The following is a 22,508-nucleotide window of genomic DNA, read 5'->3' as shown; positions in this document are numbered from 1 at the left end:
CTTTTATTTTTTTATTCATATAATCGTATTTATAAAAATATGTCGAATACATCAAAAATTATCTATACCAAAACAGATGAAGCGCCAATGTTGGCAACCTATTCATTATTACCAATTGTACAAGCTTTTACAGCATCAGCTGGTATTGATGTAGAAACCAGAGATATTTCTTTGGCCGGAAGAATTTTGGCAAACTTTCCTGAGTTTTTAAAGGAAGACCAAAAGGTTGGAGATGCATTGACAGAACTGGGCCAATTGGCTACTACACCAGAGGCTAACATTATTAAGTTACCTAATATTTCAGCTTCTATTCCGCAATTAGTTGGCGCAATTACAGAGTTGCAATCTCAAGGGTATGCTATTCCTAATTATCCAGATAATGCACAGACTGAGGAAGAAAAAGCAATCAAAGCAAAATATGCAAAAGTTTTAGGTTCGGCTGTTAACCCGGTTTTACGCGAAGGTAACTCAGATCGCAGAGCACCTAAAGCAGTTAAAAATTATGCAAAAGCTAACCCACATTCAATGGGAGCTTGGTCTGCAGATTCTAAAACTAAGGTTGTAAGCATGACCGAAGGCGATTTTTATGGGTCTGAGAAATCAGCTACAGTAGCAGAAGCCGCTCAATTTAAAATTGAGTTTGTTGATGCAAACGGAGCCATTTCTGAATTAAAAGGATTATCACCTTTAAAAGCAGGTGAAGTTATCGATAGTTCGGTAATGAGTCTTTCTGCTTTAAAATCTTTTGTTGCAAAAGCTATTGAAGAGGCAAAAGCTGCTGGAGTTTTACTCTCAGCACATTTAAAAGCTACCATGATGAAGGTTTCTGATCCAATCATTTTTGGTGCTATAGTAGAAGTTTATTTTGCAGATGTTTTTGCTAAATATGCTGAGTTATTCAAAGAATTAAATGTTGATACCCGTAATGGTTTAGGTGATGTTTATGCTAAAATAGCAGGAAACCCTAAACAAGTTGAAGTTGAAGCTGCAATTGCACAAGCAATTGAAAATGGCCCTGCTTTGGCAATGGTAAATTCAGATAAAGGAATCACTAATCTTCACGTCCCTTCTGATGTGATTGTTGATGCTTCTATGCCTGCAATGATCCGCACTTCTGGTCAGATGTGGAACAAGGACAACAAACAACAAGATACTATTGCTATAATTCCAGATCGTTGCTATGCGGGTGTATATACTGCTACTATTGACGACTGTAAAGCTCATGGTGCTTTTGATGTTACTACAATGGGTTCTGTGCCAAACGTAGGTTTAATGGCGCAAAAAGCAGAAGAGTATGGCTCTCATGATAAAACTTTCCAGGCTACTGCTGCGGGAACAATTCGCGTAACAGATGCTAATGCACAGGTTTTCTTCGATCAAAAGGTTGAAAAAGGCGACATTTTCCGTATGTGCCAAACTAAAGATGCTCCAATTCAGGATTGGGTTAAGTTGGCGGTAAACAGATCTCGTTTATCAGCTACACCAGCTGTTTTTTGGTTAGATGAAAACAGAGCACATGATAGAGAGATTATTAAAAAAGTAAATAAGTACTTGTTAGACCATGATACAACTGGTTTAGATATTCGTATTTTATCACCTGTAGAAGCTACCAAATTTACTCTAGATAGAATTAGAAAAGGAGAAGATACCATTTCAGTAACCGGTAACGTATTACGTGATTATTTAACAGATTTGTTCCCAATTTTAGAACTAGGTACCTCTGCAAAAATGTTATCTATAGTACCATTAATGAATGGCGGTGGCTTGTTCGAAACTGGAGCGGGTGGTTCTGCACCAAAACATATCGAACAATTTATTGAAGAGGGGTATTTACGTTGGGATTCATTAGGTGAATTCCTGGCATTAGCTGTTTCTCTTGAACATTTAGGTCAAACGCAAAATAATCCAAAAGCTTTGGTTTTGGCTGAAACTTTAGATTTAGCTACTGAAAAATTCCTTGCAAACGATAAGTCTCCTGCTCGTAAAGTAGGTCAGATAGACAATAGAGGATCACATTTCTATTTAGCGTTGTATTGGGCAGAAGGCCTTGCTGCACAAACCAAAGATGCAGAGTTGCAGGAAAGATTTGTGCCACTAGCTAAAGCTTTGGCTGAAAATGAAACGAAGATTACAGGAGAATTAATAGGTGCGCAAGGTAAACCACAAAATATTGGTGGTTATTACCACCCTAATGATGACTTGGCATTTAAAGCAATGCGCCCAAGCGAAACATTAAATACTGCATTAGCAGGTTTGTAAGATAAAAAAGGTTAAAAAAGAGGCCTGTTTGCATCAGCAAGCAGGCCTCTTTTTTTCATTTAAAAACCGAAAACAATTCTATGTTTTTTGAGGTTGTAATTACACATCATATCCATGAAAGCCTTATTGTATATAAAAACAATTTTATCTAAGTTTATTTAAAATTTACCATTATGAGCGCAGACCAAAACAATGTTCCAGGAGATAGAAAAGCACTCGACAAACTTCATCCTACTGAGTTAGGAGAAACTAAAGATTTTGATAATTTGTCATACGATAAGAACCGAAATAGTTTTGAATTTGATGTAAGAGGTGAGGATAGTGAGTATGATCATCCACTCCCTTATGATACTTCTGCCCCTAATGGTGAGGATAGTATTTCTACATACGATGAGGCAAATCCATATAATGGATCTGCTTATGATGAAGATAAACAAATAGGAGAAAACCTTGAAAGTGCGGCTATGCATATTGATACTTTAGAAAGTCTTGAACTAGAACCGGAAGATCAGTTGTTGGCACGTACTCCGGAAGATGATCGTGATGATTTGGATGAAGAGGGATACCCTGTTAATGATACACCGCCGCCAGGGAAACCTTCTAGGAATTAACGTCTAAGTTGAAACGTTTACGCATTTCTTCCAGCTTAGGATTTTTCTCAATCAGATACTCATACTTTTCTTTATTGGTATAGAGTCTGTTAACCACTGTCCTTTCCACTTGTTTGGCCTTAATTGAAAGATTAAAATTTCTCAGGTTTGGTCTTAAGAAATTTAGAAAATCTATCATTTCTTCTTGCAATAAAGCTTCCTGTAGCTTGTGCTCTACATGTACCGTAATTTCCTCCGGAGAGTCAAGTATTGGATCTGAACTGCTAAGCAAGGTGTATATATTGATCTTGCCATCATCTTTTGCTTTGTTCGCATATTGAGTCCAGAGTGTAAACAGCTGCTCGTATGTAAAAGCTTCTCTTGCATCTCCGCTAATGTACTTTGGCTCATCACCTTCTTCGCCTTCTTCTGTACGTCCAATATCATTTAACGACGGAATTAATGTTGCAATTTTTTTACTGTCAGCAAGAGGCTTTAGTGCAATCTTGGTAGCTGGTGGAGAACTAGTCGTTTTTGCTACAGGAATTGAAGGTAAAGGGGGTGAATCCTGTTGCGGTTGCTTCGCTACTTCAGGTATTGTAATAGTTTCTGGCGCCTTATTTTGTACTTCTGCTGGTGGTGTATTTGCTGGAGCAACAGAACTTACATTAGTTTTTTTTTTTAATCTGATCTATGTCAGTGGCGGAATTGTTAGGCAGCTGGGCTAGTTGAAGGACCGAAGGTATGTGGCACATTTTTATTAGAGCCAGCTCTACTTGCAATCGTTGATTTTTGCTGTTCTTATAATTAAGATCGCACTGATTAGCAAGATTTAACGCCGTAAGTATAAACGAAACAGGTGTTTGCTGACTTTGCGTAATGTATTTCTGTTTAATGTTCTCGCTTACCTCTAATAGTTTTGTAGTTTGAGGATCTTTGGCTACCAATAAGTTACGTAGGTGACTTGCTAAACCATTGATGAAATTGTTGCCATCAAAACCATTATTTAAAATCTCGTCAAATAAGACTAGTGCATTACTCACATCTCCACTTGTCAGATTTTGAGTAAGCTTAAAATAATAATCGTAATCAAGAATATTCAAGTTGTCGATTACAGATTTGTAGGTTAAGTTTTTATTGGTATAACTTACAATCTGATCGAACATTGAAAGTGCATCCCTTAAACCACCATCAGCCTTTTGAGCTATAATGTGTAATCCGTCAGCTTCTACTGAAATATTTTCACGCTGTGCAATCTTATTCAGATGGCCAGAGATATCATCAACCTGTATTCTATTGAAATCAAAAATCTGACATCTTGATAGAATAGTGGGTAGTATTTTATGTTTTTCTGTAGTAGCTAATATAAAAATAGCATAAGATGGCGGTTCTTCAAGCGTTTTTAGAAACGCATTAAATGCATTAGCAGAAAGCATGTGCACCTCATCTATAATGTAGATTTTATATTTTCCTGCCTGTGGCGGGATACGAACCTGTTCAATTAGACTACGGATATCATCAACTGAGTTGTTTGAGGCAGCATCAAGTTCATGAAAATTAAAAGAGTGACCGGTTTGAAATGAAACACATGAATCACATGTTCCGCAAGCTTCCTGATCTTCAGTTAAATTAGTACAGTTAATAGTTTTAGCCAGGATACGTGCACAGGTAGTTTTACCTACACCCCTTGGCCCACAAAACAAAAATGCTTGAGCCAGCTGATTGTTTTTAATGGCATTTTTTAGCGTACCTGTAATATGGTGCTGGCCAACAACGGTTTCAAACGTTGCCGGACGGTACTTACGGGCTGATACTATAAAATTTTCCATTCGCCAACGAAATTAGAAATTTTTTACGGAGCTGTATAGGAATGTGGGAAAATAAAATGTCTGAAATTATATTTATGTTTACGACTAACAAAAATATAAACGTATGAAACGCTCTCTTTTAATCCTATTTTGGGTTATTCCATTTCTGTCTATTGCCCAAACCAGTTATCGTAGTGGCTATTTGATAACCAACGCACAAGATACCCTTAGGGGCTTCATTAGTTTTAAGGAAGAATCTGAAAATCCAATTGCAGTATATTTCAGACCAACCCCAGATGATAAAACTCAGGTATTTCCTTTAAAGGATTGCAAGGCCTATGTTGTCGAGAATTTTTATTCATATCGCAGGGAAACTGTCAATATAAGCATGAGTAAAGATGATCTAAATAGAATATCAACCGGAAGAGATACCTCCTCAAAAAATGATGTAGTATTTCTAAGGATATTGCAATCTGGAGAAAATGCCACCTTGTTTATGTACACAGATGATGTTAAAACTAGATTTTATATTCAATCGAAAGAAGATGCCGTTCCATTGGAACTAATTAGAAACATTTATTTTGAGCGACCGCGGTTTGCAAAAACTGAAAATAAATTTCAAGTTCAATTGTATCAGTTGATGCAGAAATATCAGAAAAATCTGACGCTTAAGGATGTGAAATTAGAATGGGCAAAGTATAATGCAGACGACTTAATTAAGGTCGTATCTAAAATAAATAATCAGTCGGCCAAAGAATTTGCAGTAAAAGATACCAGGTTTTTTATAGGTGCAGGACTGAGTTTGACCTCTTTTGTGTATAAAGGGCGCCACTCACTGGCAAATGCTACCGCTGTGGCAAAGAAATCGAGTAATCCGACGATAACAGTTGGATTGGATTATATTCCGAAGCCGTTGATTGGTAAGATGGTGTACAGAGTCAATGCGACTTTATTTATGAGCAAGAATGAAATTTATAAGGAGAGTAATAATTTAAAGCATTCTTTTGACGAGCTTACATTGGGAGTCTCTCCTCAGATCATTTATAACATTTACAACAGTAATATGTTTAAGTTCTATGCAGGTGCAGGGCTATCAGCTAACATATCAAGTTATAGTAATAACGTAATGTCTACTTTGGAGCAAGGAGCTGAAACTAAAAAAAGTGATGTTGATTTAAATGCGATTAGTTTCGCACCAAAGATTACTGCCGGTTTTGTTGTGAACAAAAAAATAGAGTTTTCCGGTGGCTATTATATAAATTCTGCAACTACAGATTATCAGATATTTAAGGTTTTGGTCAGCCGTTTTACATTCGGAATCCATTATTTGTTTAAATAAAAATCAAGCTGAATTACAGATGTATGGCAGAATTTATTTCTAAGTTTGCACAAAAATCAAAATAATTATATGAAATACTCGCTCTTCACCCTTTTATGGGTACTTCCTTTTTTATCAATTGCTCAATCAAATTTTCAAAAAGGATATGTGGTTACTAATTCAAAAGATACTTTAAGAGGATATATAGACTATAAGGAGTCTGTTTTTAATCCAAGCTCAATTAAATTTAAAGACAATTCTGAAAGTAAGCCGCGTACTTTTACTATTGATGAATGCACAGCCTACTCAATTGATAGTCTAGAAAAGTATGAAAGATACATTGTTTCAGTTAGTACAAGTCGCGAAGAATTGTCGAATATTTTAGTTGGCAGAGACTCGTCTTTTAGGATTGATACTGTATTGCTTAAGGTGTTGAATCGTGGTAAAAACATTACCTTGTTTTCCTACAAAGATGATATAAAGAAGAGGTATTATATTATGGATAAGAATGAAGTTAAGCCTGTTGAGCTTGTCCGTAATTTTTATTTCAAGCCAGATCAACCGGGTAGGATGCTTACAGAGAATGTTTATGTTCGACAATTAAGGTCAAAAATGAGACTGTTTATTGTTCCTGATATGTTAGATGAAAGAATCCTCTTAAGGGTTAATTACGGAGATAAAGATCTCTTAAAGATTGTTTATAAGATAAATGACGAGCAGCCGGTTAAGTCAAAATTTTCTGCTTCCAGATTTTTTGCAGGTACTGGTTTAAATATTAGTCAAGCGAGCTATAAAGGTGGTCATCTACTCGCAAAACCTGATGCAAAAAGTAAAACCTCCTACATGCCATTAATCACTACAGGAATTGATTTTTTTGCAAATCCTTCAATAGGCAAATTGATCTATAGGGTTGAATTGTCGTTATTGATGAGCAAGAATGAAATAAGCAGCTCGGTGCAACGAAATTCTTTTGATCAATTATCAGTTGCAGCAACACCACAAGTGATTTATAACTTCTATAATTCTAATCGCATTAAAGTTTTCGGTGGAATCGGTTTTTCTTTAAATCTTTCGAGTTATAGTAATAATGAAACCGCTGTATATAATCCTTTTAAAATGCGTATGGACGTAACAAAGGACTTTGTAGACATGCAGAACTTTAATTTTTCCTACCAGGGAACGGCAGGTGTTGTCTTAAATAAAAAGATCGAAATTTCGCTAGGTTATATTGGTCCAGCTGCAATAACTAATTATGCTTATTACAGTGTTACTATGCAAAGGTACAAGGTTGGCGTTAATTACTTGTTCGGTAAGCATTAAGGGTTTTGATTTATAGAATTTTATTCCTAGATTTGCAACCCCGTATTAAAAGACGTGGATTAAATTAAAAAACAAATAATAACAATGAATCAGTACGAAACTGTTATCGTTCTAACCCCGTTGTTGTCAGAAGAAGTTGCAAAAGAGGCTATTGCCAAATTTAGCAAAATCATTGCTGACAGCGGTGCCGAAATTGTTCAAGAGGACAATTGGGGTTTGAGAAAATTAGCGTATCCGATTGAAAAAAAAGCAAGCGGATTTTTCCACCTTACAGAGTACAAATCTTCAGGTGAATTAATTAACAAGTTGGAGTTAGAGCTTAAACGCGATGAGCGTGTTCTACGTTTCTTAACTATAAGATTAGACCGTCACGCGGTTGCTTATAACGAAAAGAAACGCAGTGGTGCTTTTAACAAAAAACCTAAACAGGAGGTTGCAGGATAATGGCTAAAGATCAAATACAATATGTTACCGCTCCAAAAGTGGACGATAACAGAAAAAAATATTGCCGTTTCAGAAAAAACGGTATTAAATATATTGATTATAAAGACGCAAACTTTTTATTGAAATTTATCAATGATCAAGGTAAACTTTTACCTCGCCGTTTAACCGGTACTTCATTGAAGTTTCAACGTAAAGTGGCTCAAGCGGTAAAACGTGCTCGCCATATCGGTTTGTTGCCTTTCGTTGCTGACCAATTAAAATAGGAGCTGAGAGATGGAAATTATTTTAAAACAAGATATCAAATCCCTAGGGGAAAAAGATGATATCGTTTCTGTAAAGCCAGGATATGGCCGTAACTATCTAATCCCTCAAGGATTTGGACAGTTAGCTACTCCTTCAGCTAAAAAAGTATTAGCAGAAAACTTAAAGCAAGCTGCTTTTAAACAAGATAAAATTAAGAAAGATGCTGAAGGTATTGCTCAACGTTTAACTGACGTTAAGTTATCTATCGGTGCTAAAGCTGGTGAAACAGGTAAGATTTTTGGTGCAGTAAATACCATTATGATTGCTGATGCATTAAAACAACAAGGTTTTGATGTTGACCGTCGCCGTATCACTTTCGAAACTGAGCCTAAATTTGTTGGTGAATATGTTGCCAACTTAAACTTACACAAAGAAGTGAAAGTTAAAGTTCCTTTCGCGGTTGTAGCTGAGTAATCATCTATCTTCTGGATATTAAAAAGCGTCCCCATTTCGGGACGCTTTTTTTTGCATATAATCTTGTAAGCAGGTTTTAAAATTATCGGCCTTTGCCTTACCTTTGGCCGATGGCAAAGCGCAAATGGGCAACTGGTAAAACAAACTCAAAATCTCCCCTTCTTAAAAAAATAACAAATATTGTTACTAAAGTGTTTCTTTGGTTTTTAATGGTCACAGTGCTTTGGGTGTTGATTTACAGATTTGTTAATCCTCCCATTACACTGCTCATGATCCAAAGAAATATAGAGCGTAGCTCTGATGAAAAGCCTTTTAAAATGGAGAAAAAATGGGTCGATTTTGAGGATATTTCTGATAATATGAAACGAGCAGCTGTATCTGCTGAGGATCAACTATTTCTCAAACATATTGGATTCGATTTAAAAGCTATAGAAAAAGCTTTTGCTACTAACAAGAAAGGCAAAAAGATAAAGGGTGGAAGTACAATTTCGCAGCAAACTGCCAAAAATGTATTCCTGTGGCCGGGTCGCTCCTGGGTACGTAAAGGGTTTGAAGCTTATTTTACTTTGTTAATTGAAATGCTTTGGAGCAAAGAAAGAATACTGGAAGTATACTTAAATGTAATCGAGATGGGAGATGGCATTTATGGCGCAGAGGCAGCAGCTCAATCATACTTCAGTAAATCCTGCAGCAAGCTTACTAAGTCCCAGGCAGCTTTAATTGCCGCGTGTTTCCCTAATCCCAGAAGGTGGACTCCTAAAAAAGCTACTCAGTATATAAGGCATAGACAATTTCTTATTATGAAAAATATGAGAAGATTAGGGCCTTTAGATTTTTAATTTCCTAAAGCTTATAAAATCCCTATATTAAGCCTTGACTATGCTGTTCGAGGAAGATGTTAGAAGTTATTGGGAAAAAATGCGTCTTGGCGATAAACAAGCGCTCTTTGAATTGTACAATAACATGTACTTTCACTTAATTCGTTTTGGATTAAAAATTAATGCCGACGATGAATTGGTGAAGGATTGCGTTAATCAGATATTTCTGAATTTGTGGGATAAAAGATCCCGTTTGAATGCTGTAGATAACGTAAAATCATACCTCATGACGTCTTTAAGAAGATGTATGCTTGATCAATTGGCATATACGGATAAAATGAATATGGCCGTTAGCAGGATGGGTGCAGAAGAAGAAAGTGCTGAGCTCTCCTATGAAGAAATCATGATAGCAGTTCAGCAAGATGATGAGCTAAAACATAAACTACAATTAGCAATTAAACAATTAACTCCACGACAGATGGAGTTGATACAGTTAAAGTTTTTTGAAGGATTAACTTATGAACAGATAGCAGAGCGCAATTCGCAAACTGTAAAAACAGCCTATAATACTATTTACGATGCGATTAAGATGTTGAAAAAACTCTTAAAGTAATTGTTTTAGAAAATAATAAAGATTTCCTTAGGAAAAGAGGTCAATTCTTCCGTCTGTATAGTAAAAGTAATTACTATGATTGGGCTTAAAGATGATTTTTACATTGAAGAATTGATTTGTAACGAATCTTTTCAACAGTATTGTCTGGGTTTTAGCCTTGAAGATCAGATTTTATGGGATGAATGGATAGAGACAATTCCACATAGAAAAGCTGATTTTGAAGAAGCAAAAAAAATAGTCAATATATTAAACGTTAAGCAGGGAAGCCGTTTAATTCAAATAAAGGAGTTAAAGGAAGGAATAAAAAATCGAAACGCCTTTGCTGAGAAAATTGAACTTAATAAAGAGGTCAAGCTTAACCCTAAGCCATCACATCTAAAATATACAGTAGGTGTGGCAGCCGCTGTTTTAGCAGTTTTATTTTTATACTTCTATCTAAACCCCTATTCAAAAGATAAAGATACAGCTGATATTTCTGAACTTTTCTCATCCGGCAAGTCCATTCGTAAAACGATAGTTCTAAGTGACGGAACAGTTATTACTCTGGCTAAGGAAAGTACAATCAAATTAGATAAATCATTTGATACTGGGAAAAGGGAACTATGGCTTACTGGCGAGGCATTTTTTGATGTAAAACATGACGCTACCCACCCATTTGTTGTACATACCTCTTTTAATGACGTCAGCGTTTTAGGAACCACCTTTAACATAAAAGCTTATCCTAATTCAAAAATCACCGAAACCTCATTAATACATGGAAGTGTTCGTGTAGATTCTAAAAACAACCCGGGTCATTTTGTGGTTCTAAAGCCTAACCAAAAGGTGATAAGTAGCAATCAGCCTGAGCGTGTTAATGTGTCTGCTAATAAAGAATATCAGGTTTCTTCGTTGCAAAATGATGCGCTTACGAAGCAACCTGTAGAAACCAAATGGATCAGAAGCAGGCTTGATATTGATGACCTGCCCTTATCAGTTATTGCCCAGAAATTGCAAAACTGGTATGGTATAGAAGTTAAAATAGAAGATGATGAAGTAAAGGATTACAGATATTCAGGAACATTTGAAAATGAGACTATTGTTAAGACCCTCGAAGCGTTGCAATTATCCTATCCCTTTAAGTTTGAGATTAAAAACAATAAAATCACAATAACAAAATAGCTGTAACCAGGCTATCCAACACAGAAAACAACCTAAACCAACAAATATGAGAAAATATGTACTTTTAGAACATTGTAGTAAGTATTCTTTAACCGACCGGATATTATTGAGTATGAAAATTACAGGATTTATCTTGCTTGTTTTATGTATGCAGGTTTCTGCCGCAGGATTTGCGCAGCAGAAAATTACCATTAATGCCAGTCAGCTTAGCATTAAAGAATTACTAAAAGCAGTTGAAAAGCAAACAGAATACCGTTTTGTATATAGTAGCAATACAATTTCCGGTAATAATAAGAACTCCCTTAATGTTCAGGATGTATCACTAGATGAGGCAATGAACCAGATCTTAAAAGATACTAAGCTTACGTATGCCTTAAAAGAGAGCAATCTCGTTGTAATTTATCCAATGGCGTTAGCCAATAAAAAAGACATTGTTGTAAGTGGAAAGGTTGTCGACGATACGGGGCTTCCAATTCCGGGAGTTTCAGTTAAAGTGGCTGGCTTGGCAACTGCATCGGTAACAGATACCAATGGGGATTACAGCATACGTGTGCCAGATAACTCGTCCAGTCTAGAGTTTTCATTTGTAGGCTATGCAAAACAACTTGTTAGTGTTGGCAACAGGAAAGTAATTAATGTAACACTGAAAACTGATAGCCAGAATTTGGAAGAAATAACAGTAACAGGCTACACAAGTTACACCAAACAGCAATCTGCAAGTGCTTCATCTGTAGTGTCAGGTAAGGACATGAGTCAGGTTCCCCTTTCAACTTTTGATCAGATCCTACAAGGTAGAGTAGCCGGTTTGCAGGTGTCGTCGGGTTCCGGACAGCCGGGTACCAGTGCTCAGGTAATTTTAAGAGGAATAGGAACAATCAATGGCAACACCTCTCCGCTATATGTTTTAGATGGAATACCAGTTGAAGATGCTTATTTTCAAACGCTGAACCCATCTGATTTTGAAAGTGTAACAGTCTTAAAAGATGCGACTTCGAAAGCACAATATGGTTCAAAAGGTGCTAATGGTGTAATTGTGATCACCACAAAAAAGGGCAAATCAGGAAAGGTTCAGTTTAACTATAAATCTCAATACGGTATTTCTAAGTTAACCTCGCCAAAGTTTAATATGATGAACACTGCACAGAGATTGCAGTTTGAAGAAGAGATAGGACTTGAAACAGGGTCAGAAATTGGACCCGGTTGGACATTCTCTAAAAAGAACCCTGAGTATGCTGATATGAGTTCTGCAGAAAAAAGTAGAGCAGATTATATTTTGGATAGCATTGGAAAAATAAACACCGATTGGAAAGATATTTTCTTTAGAACAGGCAAGTTTACAGAACAACAGGTTGATGCAAGCGGAGGTAACGAAAATGTGCGTTTTTATAGCTCGTTAAATTACTATAAGCAAGATGGTATTGCAGTGAGGTCCGGTCTGGAACGTTATTCCTTAAGAAACAATGTAGATTTTAATGCAGGTAGGTTCTCTGCATCCATTAACACAAGTCTTGGGTATTCAGAATCAAGTTTTATTGAGCGTGAAGGATCAAGCAGAGGAGCAAATCCATTGGCAGCAGTGTATTATGCGCTCCCATATGAGTCTCCTTATGCTTCTGATGGAACATTAGTACATTATGGTAATTCTGATGACTATGAAATCTATGACCAACGTGAGGGTAGTAATGCTTTAGAAAGATTGTTAAATACCACTAATAAAACCAATCAATATAAAACGATTTTAAGCGGTGCATTAAATTATAAAATAACCGACGATCTGACTGTTAAAACCAGACTAGGCATTGATTTTAGAGAATCTGCTGACGAACGTTTTGTTAGACCTGATTCTTACTCGGGATCAAACGAAAATGGAGAAAAAGGAAGTTTTGGTGAAAACTTAAGACGAAATTTCTCTATGATCTCTACCTCAGGATTAACTTATGCTAAGGTTATTGATAAGCATAACTTCGAGATAAGCGGACTTTATGAGATCACTAAGCAACATTTCAGAAGCTTTGGCTATACTGCTTATGGTATAGATCCAAGATTGCCTGAAACTCCGGCAGGGGCAACTCCAGGATCTGATGAAAACTCATTCATCCCTGAATTTAATGGGGGTAGAACAAGAAATGCACTGATCTCATACATAGCTCTTGGACGTTATACTTTTGATGATCGTTATACTGTTAATGCAAGTTACAGGTACGATGGATCTTCTACATTGCCTAAGAAAAACAGATGGCATGGCTTTTACTCAGTAGGTTTTGCATGGAATGTTAAGAAAGAAAACTTCCTTGCCAACAGCGAGTTTATCAACGATTTACGGTTCCGCGCAAGTTATGGAACTACTGCGAGTCCATTTTCGGGTAATTTCACTTACCTGCCAACATTTGCAACTACTTCTTATGGTGGTAACAGTGGAATTTATCCTTTTGCTTATGGTAGCTCAAACTATGATTGGGAATATGCGAAAGATCTAAACATTGGTTTTGACCTCGATGTTTGGAATAACCGCATCCATTTGGTAACTGATATTTATAACAAAGAAACTGCAAATCTATTTTTAGATCTTCCGGTTTCGCTTACTTCAGGAGTTGGTGCCCTGCCATTAAATGCAGGTTCAATGCGCAATAGAGGTATCGAAACCGAATTAAGAGTAGATGTGGTTAGGAATGAATCATTCAAATGGAACGTAGGGCTTAATTTTGCTTATAACAAGAATAAGATTACTTCATTGGCGGGATCTGAGGGTTTTGAGAAAAATACAACCGAAATTGTAAAAGAAGGATTGCCTTATGGATCACACTATGCACCTGAATGGGCAGGAGTAGATCCGAAAACAGGTGATCCATTGTATTATAATCCTGATGGAACTAAAACCTCAGATTATAATGCTACAACAATGAGTGTTGCCGAATTTGGCAGTCTTTATCCGCCATTTACAGGAGGATTTAATACTTCCTTAACCTATAAAGGAATAAATTTAACTGCGTTGTTCAGTTTTGCAAATCATGTGTACAGGTATAATAACGAAGATTATTATAATGAAAATCCAAGTTTTGGAACCAGCGGACAATCAGTAAGAATGCTTTATAACAGGTGGAAAAAAGAAGGTGATAATGCTCTTTTACCAAAGTATGATGCCAAAAGAAGCTATTCATCAAAAGACATTCAGGATGCTTCTTACATCAGACTTAGAAACGTGAACTTAAATTATTCATTACCAAAATCATTGTTGACAGGTACTAAATTTATTAGTGGTGTAACGGTATTTGCTCAGGCGAGTAACCTTGTTACCTGGACTAAGTGGAAAGGCTTTGATCCGGAAGACAACAATGGAGAAGCTATGTTCGACTATCCAAATTCAAGAACATACACTTTTGGTTTAAATGTTAACTTCTAATCGTACAATCATGTTAAAATATTATAGCAATAAACTTTCTCTTTGTGCCATTTTTCTGGTGGCCTTTTTAGCAGCTTCCTGTACCAAAGAACTGGATTTGAAACCATCTGATACAATTGATGATTCAAAGGCTTTTCAGACGGTACCGGATCTTAATGGTGGTTTAATTGGAGCTTATGCTTCTCTAGATGCCACTACAATAACCAATGTATCTCTTACCTCTGATGAATGCACTTTGCCAAGTGAAAATAGTACCGGCCGTGGCGTGGCTACTTATCGCTGGCAGTACGATGGCAGCAGCGGTACAATTACAGCAGGATGGGAAAGCAACTATATCTCTATCGACAGGGTAAACCGAGTGCTTGCTTATGTGGATAAGGTAAAAACGAAACCATCAGAAGGGGAAGTTAAAAATCAATATAAAGGAGAACTATTGGCATTAAGGGCATATTGCCATTTTGAGTTACTTAGAAACTTTGCATCTAAATATGAAGCTTCTGCAATGGGTGTTCCATATATGGAAGAATCTAAAGTTTCTAATCCTAGCCGACTAACTTTTGCAGAAACAATAAGTAAAATTAAAGCTGATCTTTTAGCCGCAAAAGGTTTAATACCATCAGATTTTGATGACAACACAAGAATCACCCTCAATGCGGTTTCTGCAATACAAGCCAGAGTTGCATTGTACGAAAAAAACTGGGATGATGCCCTTAAGTATAGTACAGAAGCAATCAATGCCGCGCCTTTATCAAGTATTGATGACTTTGCAGATATCTGGAAAGATGGAATTGATGACGAGGTAATTTGGAAACTCAAAAGAGTAACAGGTGATAGTCGTTTGGGTGATTTCTACTATGATATCAAAAATATCGTTGTGTATGCTCCTGCATTTGAGTTGATAAACACTTTTGATAAAACAAATGACGTTAGATATTCAGCGTACATAAAATTTGATGACACACGTGGTGCCGGTAAGTCTAAATACAGCGTAAACAAATATCTTGCAGGAAGTTCCGGTTTACCAAATCTTACCGATGTAAAGCTTTATAGAACCGGAGAGATGTATCTGATAAGAGCAGAAGCTTACGCTGAGAAGAGCAATCTTCCTCAAGCAGCACAAGATTTAAACGAACTTAGGAAAGCAAGGATTGATGGTTATACTGATGCTACGTTTGCAGATAAACAAGTCTTGTTAACAGCAGTTGTTCTAGAAAGATACAAAGAACTTGCTTTTGAAGGCCATAGATTTTTTGACCTTAGAAGAAACAACTTGCCAATTACCCGTGAACCGGCAGATGCAATTAATGCTTTAGGAGCTATAAACTTGTCCTCGACAAATAAGGAATATGCTTATCCTATCCCTAATGCCGAAATTAAAGCCAACTCTAACGTTAAACAAAATCCATTATACTAAACTCAACACCTATGAATCTTAAGCTTAAATATTGTTTTTCTATTTTAATGCTGTTCGCGTCTTTAAACTTACAGGCACAAAAAAAATATGTACTTGTTGTACATGGTGGTGCCGGAACAATTTTAAAGAAAAACATGACTCCTGAAAAAGAGGTAGCATATACGGCGGCATTAACCAAAGCTTTACAGCAAGGTTATGACGCCATAAAATCTGGAAAAACATGCTTAGATGCTGTTGAGGCTGCGATACATGTGCTTGAAGATTCGCCATTGTTCAACGCCGGAAAGGGAGCTGTTTTTACTCACGATGGTAAAAACGAAATGGATGCTGCTATTATGGATGGTAAAACGTTAAAAGCAGGAGCTGTAGCCGGAGTAACCATAATCCGTAATCCAATTACTGCTGCCAGGGCAGTAATGGAAAAGTCGGAACATGTAATGATGGTAAGCAGGGGAGCGGAACAATTTGCAAAGCAGGTTGGGGTAGAGATTGTGGATCCTAAATATTTTTACACTAAAGAGCGTTGGGATGGACTTCAGCAAGCTATAAAAGAAGATTCAGTAAAAACCGTACTAGATCATGGTAATAAAAAATCCATGAAGCTAGGAACCATTAATCGAGATTATAAGTTCGGTACCGTTGGTGCTGTAGCACTTGATAAAATGGGTAACCTCGCTGCGGGAACTTCAACAGGAGGCATGACAAACAAGAGGTATGGAAGAGTAGGTGATTCGCCAATTATAGGTGCAGGTACCTATGCTAATAATTCAACAGCAGGTATCTCTTGCACAGGCTGGGGTGAGTTTTACATCAGAAGTGTTGTGGCTTATGATGTTTCTGCAATGATGGAGTATAAAAATCTTCCTGTAGCTGATGCGTCAAAAAAGGCACTTGATAAAATGGAAAAACTTGGTGGAGACGGCGGATTAATAGCACTTGATAAGAACGGAAACGTGGCAATGCCTTTTAATACAGAAGGAATGTATAGGGGTACAGTAACCGAAGATGGTAAAATAGAAGTATTGATTTATAAATAATGATCTTGAATATATTGTATAAAACAGTGCAAAAGCAGGTTCTTGTTTTTGCACTGATGTTGATTTCATGCGTTTCAGTAGCACAGCAAAAGGCCTCGCCAAAAGGAAGTTTGTTTATAATAGGTGGTGGCTCACGTTCTACAGAATTGGTGCAGAAACTGATTAAAACAGCAAATATGACGGCTAAAGATTATATGGTAGTGCTACCTATGTCTAGTGGCGATCCAATAGGCTCTTTTAATGCCATTAAAGAGGAGCTCTCTTCTCAGGCATCAAATAGTATCGGATACCTTAATTTTACTGCTCAGAATGCTAATAACAAGCAATGGCTTGATTCTTTGTCGAACGCAAAATTGATTTTTATTACAGGTGGCGATCAAAGTCGTTTTATGAAGGTTGTATTAAACACGTCTATCTATAAGGCCATTCATGACGCTTATAACAATGGTGCAACAGTGGCGGGCACAAGTGCCGGGGCAGCGGTAATGAGTAAATACATGATCACCGGTAATCAATTGGTAGGAGATACAGCCTACAGTGCAACCTTTAATAAACTGCTTGATAAGAATATCGAATTTGAGCAAGGCTTAGGTCTGCTCACGTCGGTTATTATTGACCAACATTTTGTTAGAAGAAGCAGGTATAACAGATTGATCTCTGCTTTGGCGGCGCATCCAAGTTTTGACTGTGTAGGTATCGACGAAGGAACGGCAATAATTGTAAAAGGAAAAAAGATTGAAGTTGCCGGCGAAAGTCAGGTATTAAGGATAGCTGATCCTAAAAACTTAAAAACCACAAAAACCGGGCACATAAAAATGGAGAGCCTTCGCTTTAATATGTTTACAGAAGGCGATGTATTTTATGTTAAATAATTGATATTGAATGCTGGTTACAGTAAATGTGCAAACACTTTACTGTGCCAGCTTTGTTCAAATGGTATTTGCCATTTGGTTTCAAATTCCTGTAAATTTTGTACCAGGTTGTTAAACACAATAGTTTGTGGCCCTATTGCTTTAATATTTACCAGGGTTTCGAAATCTTCTTTATTGGTTACAATAACCTTGTCGTTTAACTTGTAAGCCATGTTAAACCTATCGAATAGATCAACGTTATATTGTTGTTCAATTTCTTTGATAATTCTGACAGATGAGTCTATAGAACAGCCGGTAACACCTGCTGAAGCTTCATCTACAAAAAATACAATGAAGAAATCGTAAAGTATTTCAGCCTTCGCATTTAGCTGATGGCCATGCGCTTTCCATTGTACAGTAAAATCATTTAATCTTTGCTGTATCGCCTGTACCTCGTCATTCGTGAATGCGCGGTTACTTTGGTATATCCAAACTTTCGATTGTGGAGAAAAACTCATAGGTCAAAAATACAAAAATATTTAAATTGAAGATGCTAAATACTTATCGCCATGAAAAAGTTTACATTAAACTTAAAAATATGCGTCACACTGATAATGTGCAGCATTTTTATGGCATTCTCCAATACTGAACTGCTTGATGAACAGATAACTTATATCCAGAAACTGCTTGTAAATCACTATAATGAGGAACCTGAAATTTCGCAAATAAAGCATTATGAACTCAATGTTACTAACAGTGGCTTTTGCAGATACAAGCGGTTTTTTAAGAGTGGTAAAATTGAATATTTCTCTTTCAATTTGATAAAGTTCAGAGATCTGGACTATCAGAAAATAGACACAACTGGAGTATTGTTTTTATACACCAAAGGCGATGATGTAATAGTGCAAACCTATAACGATAGGAGTGAAGAGGACGTAGATAGTATGGCCGATTACATGTCTATTCCTGTAAAAAATATAGAAGCCAACGATATTACAGAGTTAACTGAAGCTATTAAAAAGATGAATGCTCGCTTACTTGCTCGAAAATAGTATACACCTCAGTTTCTACAAATCTTGAGGCTACAACAATTTCAACCTCACCGGCATGCTCACTAAATAAACTATGCACTAAATCTGGATTGTTGTTGTCTTTTGATAAGTGTGAGAGTAGCAGGTGGGTCATATGTGATGGCCTATGGTTTACAAAAATATCCAAAGCCTGCTTGTTCGATAAGTGGCCTTTACCGCCACTAATGCGTTGTTTTAAGAAATATGGATAAGTACTTTTGCTTAAAAGCTCATCATCATAGTTGGTTTCAAGAAATGCCGCATGGCATTGTTTAAAATGAAAAATAAGCTGATCGCAGGCTGCGCCTATATCTGTAAACACCCCCACTTTGGTACTTCCGTACGAAACCAAAAAACTATGTGGTTCCGAAGCATCATGTATTTTAAGAAAGCTGGTTACTTCTAAGCCACCCACAGATATGGTTTGAGTGTTAGACAATGGTCTTATCAAATCTTCGCGGACATTGAACCTGCAGCCATTTAAAGTGCCTTGTGTAATGTATACAGGCAGATTGTATTTGGCCGATAGGGTTGAGAGCCCACGAACATGATCTGTATGTTCATGAGAGATGAAAATTGCCTTAACATTGCTCATCGATAAACCCAAGCGTAACATTCGCTTTTCGGTTTCTCTACAAGAAATGCCGGTATCAACAAGAATTGCTTCATTGTTGTTGCCAACATAGTAGCAATTTCCATTGCTTCCAGAATTTAAAGAGGCAATATATAGCTTATTACAAGCCATTTGCACGGACTGTAATTTCAGCAATATCTAAAACCTGTACGTTTTGGTCCTGATCTTTTAGTTTTACGCCATCACTTATCATTGTCATGCAAAACGGACAACCTGCAGCTATAATGTTTGGTTGAGTTTCAAGTGCTTCTTCAATACGCTCAATGTTAATGTCTTTGTTCCCTTTTTCAGGTTCTTTAAACATTTGTGCACCACCTGCACCACAGCATAGGCCATTAGATTTGCAGCGTTTCATTTCTACAAGCTGTGCATCTAAAACTTCAAGTGCTTTACGAGGAGCTTCATAAACGCCGTTTCCGCGACCTAAATAGCATGGGTCATGGTAAGTTATCTTTTTGCCTTTAAAACTCTCTCCGCCTTCTGCTTTTAGCTTACCCTCGTCAATTAATTGTTGTATTAACTGCGTATGGTGGATTACTTCGTAGCTTCCGCCTAAACCAGGGTATTCATTTTTAATGGTATTAAAGCAATGCGGACAGCCGGTAACTATTTTTTTTATGTTGTAAGCATTTAAAACTTCAATGTTGGTCATGGCTTGCATCTGGAACAGAAACTCATTTCCAGCGCGTTTTGCAGGATCGCCTGTACAGCTTTCTTCCGTACCTAAAACAGCGTACTTTATGCCTACATGATGTAGAATCTTGCAGATGTCGCGAGTAGTTTTTTGTGCTCTTTCGTCATAACTGCCTGCGCAACCTACCCAGAATAATATTTCAGGCTCTTCGCCTTTAGCTATCAATTCTGCCATTGTAGGCACTTCAAAATTTAGTTGCTCGCTCATCTTTAAGCTATAATAGATTTAATATTTTAGTTAACTTTCTTTTGCCCAGTTAAATCTGTCGGCCGGAGAATATTTCCACGGGGCACCATTATTTTCAATATTGCCAAGCATTGTATTGATGCTGGCTGGCGATTGAGACTCTTCCATTACCGCATATCTTCTAAGTTCGGTAATAATTGCAAGAGGATCTATGTTGATAGGACAAGCCTCGGTACATGCATTACAGCTGGTACAGGCCCATATTTCTTCTCTGCTGATGTAGCTGTCGATAAGAGATTTACCATCGTCAAAACCATTTCCAGTTTTGTCAATGTTCTTTCCAACCTCTTCCATTCGATCTCTCGTGTCCATCATTATTTTGCGTGGCGAAAGCAATTTGCCTGTAATGTTTGCCGGACAAACGGAAGTACACCTTCCACATTCTGTGCAAGTGTAAGCGTTCATCAGGTTTACCCAGGTAAGATCGTTTACGTCTTTGGCACCAAATCGTCCTGGTTCAGCCTCTTCCGGTGTAAATGAAGGGTCAAGCATCGCTTTTACCTCATTCGTAACACTTTTCATGTTTGTAAACTCGCCCTTAGGCTCCAAATTGGAGAAGTAAGTATTAGGGAATGCAAACAGAATGTGGAAGTGTTTAGAATAAGGCAGATAATTTAAAAATGCAAGTATTCCAATGATGTGGAACCACCAGCAACCTCTTTCTATGGCAACAAGAGCTCCCTCAGAATTTGGTAGAACATTTTGTAAATATTGACTTATCGGAAAAGCTCCTGCGTTGGTATAGTGATGTGCTCCAAGAGCCTGAAGTTTTGCATCTGCTGCGTTCATTAGTAGGAAAGCAGTCATTAACAAAATCTCAGAAATTAGGATGTAATTGGCATCAGATCTTGGCCATTTGGTCATTTCCACCCCACTGAAGCGCTTAAGTTTAATCACGTTTCTTCTGATTAAGAAGATTGCACAACCAAGCCAAACACCAAAGGCTAATATTTCAAATGAGCCAATTAGAAAATCATAAATAAAACCCAGACCGGAAAATATTCTGTGCGATCCGAATATTCCGTCTATCAAAATCTCTACAACTTCGATATTGATGATAACAAAGCCAGCGTAAACTATTAGATGGAGAAAAGCAGGTATTGGTCTGAAAAACATCTTTGTTTGACCAAATGCTACTTTGAGCATCGTCATCAACCTTTTGTGAGGCTGATCAGATCTGTCGGCCGACTTACCTAGTTGTATATTTCGGATAACTTTTTTGATATTATAGCTAAACAGGGCTATTGCGGCCAGTGTAATTGCTATAAATACGATTTGTGCTATCATTTGATTTTCTATTAGTGTTGCTAAGTTAAAAATAAATCTGCCAAAACAAATTGCTATGCATGCATAAAATTAGAATTTTTCGAATGCATTAAGGTACTTTTTGATGTAGTCAGATTTGTTTTTTGATTTGTATTGCATTATGTATCTGGGGTGTTCCAATGCAATGATCTCTTTAAAGTATTGTTTTTCGTTGTTGAGTTTTCTTAAAAATGTTTCATTTTTTCCTGTTCCAAAACAAAAACAAATGTCAGTTTCGAAGCCAATTGCGATTTGTTTCTCCAGATTTTGGATTATAAAAGGGTAAGCTGCTTTTAAAAGTTCAGGATTATCGTAATAATTGTAATTGACTTCTTTGCTTTTTGCGCTTTTAATAGTGAATCCCAGTGGGCACACAGAATGGATGTAGAATTTGCTGTAAAACTCTTTAATACCTCCGTAAGCGGCAATCATTTCATAGATGTATTCTGATGAAGGTTCATGTGTCATCTGCCCTGAAAATGGAATGTCGCATTTGCCAACCATTCTTTTAGGGTCTGTAAATGAAACGCCCGTCATGGCTGAGCCAAAACGGCCAGGATTGATGCCTAAAATAAGGTGTCTTGGTTCGTTATCGTTATAATATTTTTTGTAAAAGGTAGATGAACAGGCCAGTGCCAGTGGATTTTCCTTGTAAGGATTCATTATTCTGATGTTGTTTGGAAGGGAACCACTAAAATCCAATTGCTTATTAAATTCGATAATCCTGTCGGCAAAAGTTGTCATGCTTGTAAATATAGGGAGGGATTGAGTGTTTTGTGTTTTTTAATTTTAAATCCGTATATTGACTATTA

Annotated in this window: 23 protein-coding genes; 16 read left to right on the top strand and 7 right to left on the bottom strand. The window is 37.0% G+C overall.

Going from position 1 to position 22,508, the window contains the following annotated elements; translation table 11 throughout:
- The first annotated feature begins 39 nt into the window (after positions 1-39).
- Both J1905_RS18210 and J1905_RS18205 read left to right on the top strand, forming a co-directional pair.
- On the top strand, positions 40-2,259 hold the full coding sequence (locus J1905_RS18210) for an NADP-dependent isocitrate dehydrogenase (protein WP_214228688.1): 2,220 nt from the start codon (positions 40-42) through the stop codon (positions 2,257-2,259).
- 173 nt (positions 2,260-2,432) lie between these two features.
- Positions 2,433-2,870 carry a hypothetical protein gene (locus J1905_RS18205; protein WP_173091025.1) on the top strand — a complete coding sequence of 146 codons (438 nt, stop codon included), beginning with the start codon at positions 2,433-2,435 and terminating at the stop codon, positions 2,868-2,870.
- On the opposite strand, the gene J1905_RS23850 is transcribed toward J1905_RS18205, so the two are convergent.
- Positions 2,860-3,156 carry a DUF8439 domain-containing protein gene (locus J1905_RS23850; protein ID WP_502928740.1) on the bottom strand — a complete coding sequence of 99 codons (297 nt, stop codon included), beginning with the start codon at positions 3,154-3,156 and terminating at the stop codon, positions 2,860-2,862. The two genes, J1905_RS18205 and J1905_RS23850, sit on opposite strands and share 11 nt — an antisense overlap.
- A gap of 88 nt (positions 3,157-3,244) precedes the next feature.
- Here J1905_RS23850 and J1905_RS23845 point away from each other — a divergent pair, with 88 nt between their 5' ends.
- Positions 3,245-3,577 carry a hypothetical protein gene (locus J1905_RS23845; RefSeq protein WP_214228686.1) on the top strand — a complete coding sequence of 111 codons (333 nt, stop codon included), beginning with the start codon at positions 3,245-3,247 and terminating at the stop codon, positions 3,575-3,577.
- Here the strand turns inward: J1905_RS23845 and J1905_RS23840 are convergent.
- Positions 3,518-4,678 (bottom strand): DNA polymerase III subunit gamma/tau, encoded by a 1,161-nt coding sequence (locus J1905_RS23840; protein ID WP_214228685.1) that lies wholly within the window; start codon positions 4,676-4,678, stop codon positions 3,518-3,520. The genes J1905_RS23845 and J1905_RS23840 overlap by 60 nt on opposite strands.
- A 103-nt stretch (positions 4,679-4,781) precedes the next feature.
- On the opposite strand from J1905_RS23840, the gene J1905_RS18185 reads away from it, so the two are divergent.
- From J1905_RS18185 to J1905_RS18130, 12 genes are all read left to right on the top strand, one after another.
- Positions 4,782-5,996 carry a hypothetical protein gene (locus tag J1905_RS18185; RefSeq protein WP_214228684.1) on the top strand — a complete coding sequence of 405 codons (1,215 nt, stop codon included), beginning with the start codon at positions 4,782-4,784 and terminating at the stop codon, positions 5,994-5,996.
- Between the two features lie 69 nt (positions 5,997-6,065).
- Complete coding sequence (locus J1905_RS18180; protein WP_214228683.1) at positions 6,066-7,295, top strand: putative outer membrane beta-barrel protein; 1,230 nt, start codon at positions 6,066-6,068, stop codon at positions 7,293-7,295.
- Positions 7,296-7,379: 84 nt separating this feature from the next.
- A complete protein-coding gene (rpsF, locus tag J1905_RS18175) occupies positions 7,380-7,739 on the top strand; it encodes a 30S ribosomal protein S6 (protein WP_108205226.1) in 360 nt (119 codons plus the stop codon).
- Entirely contained in the window at positions 7,739-8,002 is a 264-nt protein-coding gene (rpsR, locus tag J1905_RS18170) for a 30S ribosomal protein S18 (RefSeq protein WP_084291565.1), read from the top strand. The genes rpsF and rpsR overlap by 1 nt, the downstream gene beginning before the upstream one ends.
- A 10-nt stretch (positions 8,003-8,012) precedes the next feature.
- Positions 8,013-8,456 (top strand): 50S ribosomal protein L9, encoded by a 444-nt coding sequence (gene rplI, locus J1905_RS18165; protein ID WP_173091021.1) that lies wholly within the window; start codon positions 8,013-8,015, stop codon positions 8,454-8,456.
- Positions 8,457-8,566: 110 nt separating this feature from the next.
- Positions 8,567-9,295: a monofunctional biosynthetic peptidoglycan transglycosylase gene (gene mtgA, locus J1905_RS18160; RefSeq protein ID WP_214228682.1), complete on the top strand. Its 729-nt coding sequence runs from the start codon at positions 8,567-8,569 to the stop codon at positions 9,293-9,295.
- Positions 9,296-9,335: 40 nt separating this feature from the next.
- On the top strand, positions 9,336-9,887 hold the full coding sequence (locus tag J1905_RS18155) for an RNA polymerase sigma factor (RefSeq protein ID WP_214228681.1): 552 nt from the start codon (positions 9,336-9,338) through the stop codon (positions 9,885-9,887).
- A 75-nt stretch (positions 9,888-9,962) separates the two neighbouring features.
- Positions 9,963-11,045: a FecR family protein gene (locus J1905_RS18150; protein ID WP_214228680.1), complete on the top strand. Its 1,083-nt coding sequence runs from the start codon at positions 9,963-9,965 to the stop codon at positions 11,043-11,045.
- 46 nt (positions 11,046-11,091) lie between these two features.
- A complete protein-coding gene (locus J1905_RS18145) occupies positions 11,092-14,445 on the top strand; it encodes a TonB-dependent receptor (RefSeq protein WP_250318138.1) in 3,354 nt (1,117 codons plus the stop codon).
- A gap of 10 nt (positions 14,446-14,455) precedes the next feature.
- Positions 14,456-15,859 (top strand): RagB/SusD family nutrient uptake outer membrane protein, encoded by a 1,404-nt coding sequence (locus tag J1905_RS18140; RefSeq protein WP_214228679.1) that lies wholly within the window; start codon positions 14,456-14,458, stop codon positions 15,857-15,859.
- 11 nt (positions 15,860-15,870) lie between these two features.
- Positions 15,871-16,896 (top strand): isoaspartyl peptidase/L-asparaginase family protein, encoded by a 1,026-nt coding sequence (locus tag J1905_RS18135; protein ID WP_214228678.1) that lies wholly within the window; start codon positions 15,871-15,873, stop codon positions 16,894-16,896.
- The gene (locus J1905_RS18130; protein ID WP_250318137.1) at positions 16,896-17,768 is read left to right on the top strand and encodes a cyanophycinase; all 873 of its coding nucleotides are present in this window, start codon (positions 16,896-16,898) and stop codon (positions 17,766-17,768) included. Before J1905_RS18135 ends, J1905_RS18130 begins: the two co-directional genes overlap by 1 nt.
- Before the next feature lie 17 nt (positions 17,769-17,785).
- Here J1905_RS18130 and J1905_RS18125 read toward each other — a convergent pair whose 3' ends face one another.
- Positions 17,786-18,265, bottom strand: coding sequence for an ABC transporter ATPase (locus tag J1905_RS18125; RefSeq protein ID WP_214228677.1), 480 nt, complete (start codon positions 18,263-18,265; stop codon positions 17,786-17,788).
- 51 nt (positions 18,266-18,316) lie between these two features.
- Here J1905_RS18125 and J1905_RS18120 point away from each other — a divergent pair, with 51 nt between their 5' ends.
- A complete protein-coding gene (locus J1905_RS18120; RefSeq protein WP_214228676.1) occupies positions 18,317-18,799 on the top strand; it encodes a hypothetical protein in 483 nt (160 codons plus the stop codon).
- Here the strand turns inward: J1905_RS18120 and J1905_RS18115 are convergent.
- The 4 genes from J1905_RS18115 to J1905_RS18100 all read right to left on the bottom strand — a co-directional run bounded on the left by J1905_RS18115 (position 18,762) and on the right by J1905_RS18100 (position 22,440).
- A complete protein-coding gene (locus J1905_RS18115) occupies positions 18,762-19,562 on the bottom strand; it encodes an MBL fold metallo-hydrolase (protein WP_214228675.1) in 801 nt (266 codons plus the stop codon). The two genes, J1905_RS18120 and J1905_RS18115, sit on opposite strands and share 38 nt — an antisense overlap.
- The gene (locus J1905_RS18110) at positions 19,552-20,352 is read right to left on the bottom strand and encodes a (Fe-S)-binding protein (RefSeq protein ID WP_108205232.1); all 801 of its coding nucleotides are present in this window, start codon (positions 20,350-20,352) and stop codon (positions 19,552-19,554) included. The genes J1905_RS18115 and J1905_RS18110 overlap by 11 nt, the downstream gene beginning before the upstream one ends.
- Positions 20,353-20,382: 30 nt before the next feature.
- Positions 20,383-21,678, bottom strand: coding sequence for a 4Fe-4S dicluster domain-containing protein (locus tag J1905_RS18105; RefSeq protein ID WP_214228674.1), 1,296 nt, complete (start codon positions 21,676-21,678; stop codon positions 20,383-20,385).
- Positions 21,679-21,747: 69 nt separating this feature from the next.
- Complete coding sequence (locus tag J1905_RS18100; RefSeq protein WP_214228673.1) at positions 21,748-22,440, bottom strand: uracil-DNA glycosylase family protein; 693 nt, start codon at positions 22,438-22,440, stop codon at positions 21,748-21,750.
- Between the last annotated feature and the right edge of the window lie 68 nt (positions 22,441-22,508).

This window comes from Pedobacter sp. B4-66 (genome assembly GCF_018492665.1).
Taxonomy (GTDB): Bacteria; Bacteroidota; Bacteroidia; order Sphingobacteriales; family Sphingobacteriaceae; genus Pedobacter.
Note: the sequence above shows the minus strand (reverse complement) of the source record. Positions and strands in the feature narration are given on the sequence as shown.